The following is a 6,359-nucleotide window of genomic DNA, read 5'->3' as shown; positions in this document are numbered from 1 at the left end:
AGGTGTCGGCTGGTTGCTCCCGACGGACTGGCTCGGTCCTGGCAGGATACGACATTCGGGCCGTCGCCCGTGGGGCAACCCCCACGCCGCTCACCTACTCAGGTCTGGAAAAGGTACAGGTGTCGGCATCTTACGCCGACGGAGGGGTCATGCGGACCGCGGGCGTCCCGCCCGCTCATGCTCTTGATCTCGAGCGGGGACGCCCGCGGTCCGGAAGATCATGACCCCTCCGCCTGCCTGCGCGAAGCCGAAGCGGCTTCGCTTCGGCGAAGGCAGGTCCGCGAAGACGCGGACACCTCCCCAACGAAGTTGGGGAGGAGTAAGAAGGCGCCATGGCCGCCACGCACATCCTCGCCATCGACCAGGGCACCACCAGCACGCGCGCCATCGTGTTCGATAGGGGCGGTCGGCCGGTGGCGTCGGCGCAGAAGGAGCTGCCGCAGATCTTCCCGCAGCCGGGCTGGGTCGAGCACGACGCCGAGGAGATCTGGCGGGCCACGGTCGAGGTCTGCCGCCGCGCACTGGCGCGCGCAGGGCTTGCGGCGACGGCGCTGGCCGGCATCGGCATCACCAACCAGCGCGAGACCATCGTGGTGTGGGACCGCAGCACCGGCAAGCCGATTCACAACGCCATCGTCTGGCAGGACCGTCGCACGGCCGATCACTGCGTTGCGCTGAAGCGCGCCGGGCACGAGCACGAAGTCAGCTCGCGGACCGGCTTGCTGATCGATCCGTATTTCTCCGGCACCAAGATCGCCTGGGTCCTCGATCACGTTGCCGGGGCGCGCGCCGCCGCAGCCAGGGGCGCACTCGCCGTCGGCACCATCGAATGCTTCCTGCTGTGGCGGCTGAGCGGCGGCAGGGTCCATGCGAGCGACGCCACCAACGCCAGTCGCACCCTGCTGTTCAACATCCACGACGGGTCGTGGGACGATGCGATGCTCAGGTTGCTCGACGTACCGTCGAGCCTGCTGCCGGCCGTCGTCGATTGCTCGGGCGAGCTCGCCGTCGCCACGCCGGACTTTCTCGGAGCCGCCGTCCCGGTGCTCGGCATGGCGGGCGACCAGCAGGCGGCCACGGTCGGCCAGGCCTGTGTCAGGCCGGGCATGATCAAGGCGACCTACGGCACCGGCTGCTTCGCCCTGCTCAACACCGGCTCGATCGCCGTACGATCGCACAACCGACTGCTCACCACCATCGCCTACCAGCTCGCCGGGCGGCGCACCTATGCCCTGGAAGGCAGCATCTTCATCGCCGGCGCCGCCGTACAGTGGCTGCGCGACGGGCTCGGCCTGATCGAGAAATCGGCCGACGTCGAGGCTCTCGCGGCGCGCGCCCGGCCGGACCATGGCGTCTATCTCGTGCCGGCCTTCGTCGGTCTCGGCGCGCCCTACTGGGACGCCGCGGCGCGCGGCGCGCTGCTCGGCCTGACGCGCGACAGCGGACCGGCCGAGATCGCCGCGGCCACCCTGGATTCGGTGTGTTACCAGACGCGCGACCTCGTCGAAGCGATGCGCGGCGACGGCGCCCAGCTCGACGAGCTGCGGGTCGACGGCGGCATGGTGGTCAACGATGCCCTGATGCAGCGCCTGGCCGACACTGTCGGGCTGCCGGTCGAGCGCCCGACCGTCACCGAGACGACGGCGCTCGGGGCGGCCTTCCTGGCCGGGTTGCAAGCCGGGCTATGGCCGTCGCTCGAGGCCCTGGCCGACAGCTGGACGCTCGACCGGGCGTTCCAGCCGGAGGAGGACGCCGCCTCACGCGACCGCCGTTGTGCCGGCTGGCAGGAGGCGGTGCGGCGTGTGCGTAGTGCCTGAGAGGGCCGAGGGCTGCCATCGCGCGCCCGCATTCCTCCGATTTGGACATGATCCTTCCGATGCCGCAAGCAATGCGGTCAATCACGTTTCACCAAGGCCAAGTGGCTACCGGGCATCGTCGGGTGGCCGCGGCGATGGTCGCGTCGCGCTGAAGTGTATTCATTGTGAAACCATTTGAGCAGACAGCGTTCACGGGAAATCGCATCATGACGACTGGCGAAGCTTCGCCATCAACAGCGGCCGGCGCCGCGGGAGGGGACGCCCCGCGCGCTGCAGGGGAGGTCGAGGTGGCTCTCGAAGCGAGTGCATTGGCGCCGCCAGGAAGCAGCTGGGGACGGCTGGCCGAGTTCCTGCGCAACATACCGGGCCAGATGCGCCTGGCGCTCGGCATCGCCGGCGTGCGCTGGGCGACGGTCGCGGGCGTGATCGGCCTGCTGAGCTGCGCCGCCGCCTTCGTCGATATTGGCCTGTCGCTACGCAAGTCCGACGCCGCCCTCCAGAAGGCGACTGCGGTGCGGGTTTTTCCGATCGACGACAGCTCGCGCGAGCTCGCGCGCGCGGTGCTGCTGAGCTTCGCTACGCCCGGCGCGCCGGGCCACGCCGTCCGCGTCGGCGAGGTCTGGCGCGCTTTCGACGGCGTGCTGGGCGAGAACTGTGCCGCGCTCGCCGCCGGCCGCATCGACAACGGCGAGCTCAGCCGCCTCTGCGCCTCGCGTCCCGGGCTGCAGCGCGCCTACGAGGCGATCGAAGCGGCGCTCAAGGCCGGCCAGCCGCTGCCGCCGGCGGCAATCACCGAGATCGTGCAGATGCGCATGACGGTGACCCACATCCAGGAGCAGGCGCTGCACAGCGTCGACTCGCAGTTCGAGCGGCTGATCAACGACTACGAGACGCGTCTGCTGACCCTGCTGCTGAGCACGCTGGGCTTCGTGAGCGCCGGCATCGTGCTGATCCTGCTGGTCGGCCACATGGCGCTGAAGTTCCATGCCCTGTGGCGCGAGGCGACCGCGGCCCGGGCCAAGTCGGAAGACACGCTGTCGCTGCTCCAGGAGACCATCGAATCCCTGCCCGCCGGCATCGTGGTCTACGGTCCCGACGACCGGCTGATGCTGCACAACTCGATGGCCGCCTCGATCAGCCCGGTGCTCGACCAGCCGGACGCCGTTGGCAAGACCTACGAGCAGCTGGCGCGCGACACCGAGCGGCTGATGCGCGAGCGCGGCGAGTCCGTCACCGAGGACAACAGCCCTAATGCCTGGATCGCGCGCTTCAACCGCAAAGGTTCGATCGTGCGCCGGGCGGTCGGTGACCGCTGGTTCGAATGGTCGGAACGGCGCACCCCGGGCGGCCGCACCGTCGGCCTGCGCGCCGACGTGACCGCGCTCAAGACCCGCGAGCTCGAGGTCGAGCGCATTCGCGCCGATTTCGAGACGCTGGTCGCGTCGCTATCGGACATGGTCTTCAAGCTCGAGCTGCTGTCCGGCAAGCTCACCTTCGCCAGCGCCGCCGCGCTCGACCTCTACGGCTGGCCGCCGGAACGCATGCTTGCGGGCCGCGCCATCGATCTGGTCGTCCCGGAGGACCACGAGGCGCTGATCGAGTTGACGCGCGAGATGCTGCGCGCCGGCGAAAACACCGTGCACCAGGCGCGCTTCCGGATCCGGACCGCGAGCGGCAGCATCAAGCATGTCGAGGCGCGCTTCCGGCGGGTGCCCGGCACCGTGCCGATGGTGGTGGGGGCGCTGCGCGACGTCGAGATGCAGACCCAGCTCGCGGCACGGCTCGACGCCGAGCGCACCCGCCTGCGCTCGATCATCGAATCGAGCGGCGCCCTGATCGTCCTGACCGATCGCGAGCTCGGCATCGTCATCGCCAACTCGGGCTTCGCCGAGCTGACCGGCGTGCCGGTCGACCAGGCCGTCGGACGCAAGCTGAACGAGATTCTGCGCATGCCGCGCGACAATGCGGTGATGAAGCAGTGGCTCGACAGCACGTTCGTCGGCCGAACCCCGCCCTCGACCCAGTTCTCCAGCCGCAATCGCGATCCAGCCGGCGTCCGCCGCACGCTCGGCTTCACCGTCAAGCCCGCCCTCGACAAGGACGGCCGGGTGAGCCAGTTCGTCTTCGTCGGCGTCGACGACACGGTGCGTCGCGACGCCGAGCAGGCGTTGTTCGCCGCCGAGCGGATGGCCGTGATCGGCGAGATGTCAGCGGCGTTCGCCCACGAGGTCGCCCAGCCGCTGCAGGTCATCAACCTCGCTTGTCAGTCGGCGCTCGACGAGCTCGAGGGGACGGATGGCACGTCGACGGACCTCGCCTTCGTCCGTACCCGGCTCGAGCGCATCGGCGAGCAGGTCGAGCGCGGCACCAAGATCGTGGGCGACCTGCGCAACTTCGTGCACGGCCTGACCGACAGCGCCGCCGAGCCGTTCGATCCGGCAGAAGCGGTGCGCCTTGCCGCCAACCTCACCGAGCACGCCCTGCGCGAGTCCGATGTCAAGCTGACGCTCGCGCTCGAGGGGCCGATGCCCAAGGTGTTCGGCCAGTCGCGCAAGCTCGAGCAGGTGTTCGTCAACCTGATCAACAACGCGCGCGATTCGGGCGGCACGGAGGTCGAGGTCCAGGCCATGGTCGAGCGCCAGGACGACGGTCGCGACTTCATCCGCCTCTCGGTGCTCGACAACGGTCCGGGCATCCCCCCGGCGGTGCTGAGCCGCCTGTTCGAAGCCTTCGTCACGACCAAGGAGCGCGGCAAGGGTACCGGCCTCGGCCTGCGCGTCTGCCGGCGCATCGTCGACGAGATGGGCGGCACCATCAGCGGCGCCAACCGCCCCGAGGGCGGTGCCCGCTTCGACGTCTTCCTCCCAGTGATGGCCGCTGCCGCGGCGGCGTGACGACTCATATTCCCCCCCCCGTCATACGGGAGTCATACGGGGGGCGGTGCCCCGTTAGGGGGCGGAGGGGGAAGGCCTCAGGCGAGATTCATGAAATTCCGACGTCGGGACTTCACAGGCCATTTGTGAGGCTCTCCCCCTCCGCCCCGTATGACGGGGCACCCCCCCGATTACGGGGGAAGCGAGCAGCCTACTGATGCTGGCTGCGCGAGTAGGTGTCGAAGAAATCCTCGACCGCGCGGCGGCCGGCCTCGGTGAGGCGCACCAGGGTGCGGCGCTTGTCCTCGGGGTCCTCCGCGCGCTCGATCAGGCCATGACCCTGCAGCGCGCCAAGGCGGCGCCAGGCGGTCGTCGTCGTGGCGCCGGAGGCGGCGGCCAGGCTGGTCACCGTGGCGTTCTGGCCGGACAGCAGGCAGTCGTAGAGGTCGAGCAGCATCTCCCAGCAGGGGTCGGAAAACAGCTCGGACGGGAAGTAGCGGCTTCTGATCCGCCGGACGGCGCGAAGGCTCTGCAGCGACGCCTTGTTGCGCTGGACCGGCGTGGCGGGCTCTGCCTCGACCGCGGCGTCGGCCGTCGATTGGGCGCGCAGCGCACGCACCAGCAGCGCCGACTTGACGGAGCGCACGAGGGCATCCGGCTCGACCGGCTTGACCAGCAGGTCGCGCGCCTCGAGCTGGATCGCCCGCACCGCGTCGTTGAATTCAGGATATCCGCTCACGAAGATGATCTCCGGGCGAGTTCCGTTGGCGAGCCGCTGCAGATGCTCTGCGAATTGCAGCCCGTCGAGCTCGGGCATGCGCAGGTCGGCAAGGACGATGGCGACTTCGCGCGGGGCCGCCACCATGCGGAGCGCCTGCCAGCCATCCGGGGCGTGGGCACAGCGCAATCCGGCGCGACTGAGACAGTCGACGAACTCGGTGGCTACGGCCGTATCGTCCTCGACGACGAGAACGTCCAGCGGCTCGGTGCCCGAAGGAAGTGCTGCGGTCGTCAATCCAAAGCCTCTACGCGGCTCGCCCTCGATGCGCCGACACCATCGAAGGCACTGAATTTCCGGTCACGTCCGGCGCTACTGGATGCAATATCCCATTGCCGGGTCGATGTCGCGGAGCAACTTGCAGCGGTACGCCGCAATCTGTTCAAATTGAAACGGATCGGGCGTGACTTGCCGGCGGGCGCTGCCAATCTGAGGTGGGATGGCCGACAATTTGCGCTCTGTTAACGCGTCCGACGTGTTGATCGTCGAGGACGATCCGGTGCAGCGCGACGAGCTGGGAAGCTTCCTGGCACGCGCCGGCCTCGTCGTGATCGTGGCGCGCGACGGCGAAATGGCGGTGCGCCATGCTTCGGCGAGCCCGCCCAAGGTGGCGGTGATCGACTACAATCTTCCGGACATTACCGGCGTCGAGGTTGCCCGGCGGCTGCGCAGCATCCTGCCCAATCTCGCGATCATGATGGTCTCGGCCAAGGTCGGAGGGCTGGAGGAGGAAACGCTGCGCCAGATCGGCATCACCGCCTTCCTCAACAAGCCACTGCCCTTGCGGCCGTGGCGCCAGGCCGTGCTGCGCCTGGTCCAGGCCGGCGGCCGCTCGACCGGCAGCGGCTGGCTCGCCTCCGGCCTCGGCAGCCCCCGCCCGGAAGCCTGAGG

General features: G+C 69.3%; 4 protein-coding genes. 3 read left to right on the top strand and 1 reads right to left on the bottom strand.

Going from position 1 to position 6,359, the window contains the following annotated elements:
* The first annotated feature begins 332 nt into the window (after nucleotides 1-332).
* The gene (gene glpK / locus AB7O82_RS12920) at nucleotides 333-1,817 is read left to right on the top strand and encodes a glycerol kinase GlpK (RefSeq protein ID WP_428619523.1); all 1,485 of its coding nucleotides are present in this window, start codon (nucleotides 333-335) and stop codon (nucleotides 1,815-1,817) included.
* 287 nt (nucleotides 1,818-2,104) lie between these two features.
* Complete coding sequence (locus tag AB7O82_RS12915) at nucleotides 2,105-4,711, top strand: PAS domain-containing sensor histidine kinase (RefSeq protein WP_428546349.1); 2,607 nt, start codon at nucleotides 2,105-2,107, stop codon at nucleotides 4,709-4,711.
* A 190-nt stretch (nucleotides 4,712-4,901) separates the two neighbouring features.
* Here AB7O82_RS12915 and AB7O82_RS12910 read toward each other — a convergent pair whose 3' ends face one another.
* Nucleotides 4,902-5,705: a response regulator gene (locus AB7O82_RS12910; protein ID WP_428546352.1), complete on the bottom strand. Its 804-nt coding sequence runs from the start codon at nucleotides 5,703-5,705 to the stop codon at nucleotides 4,902-4,904.
* A 202-nt stretch (nucleotides 5,706-5,907) separates the two neighbouring features.
* Between AB7O82_RS12910 and AB7O82_RS12905 the strand changes: the two genes are divergently transcribed.
* Nucleotides 5,908-6,357: a response regulator gene (locus AB7O82_RS12905; protein WP_428546355.1), complete on the top strand. Its 450-nt coding sequence runs from the start codon at nucleotides 5,908-5,910 to the stop codon at nucleotides 6,355-6,357.
* Nucleotides 6,358-6,359: the final 2 nt, after the last annotated feature.

The sequence above is a fragment of the Reyranella sp. genome, assembly GCF_050185545.1.
GTDB lineage: Bacteria > Pseudomonadota > Alphaproteobacteria > Reyranellales > Reyranellaceae > Reyranella.
The sequence above is the reverse complement of the archived record's forward strand: the minus strand, read 5'-3'. Positions and strand labels throughout refer to the sequence as shown.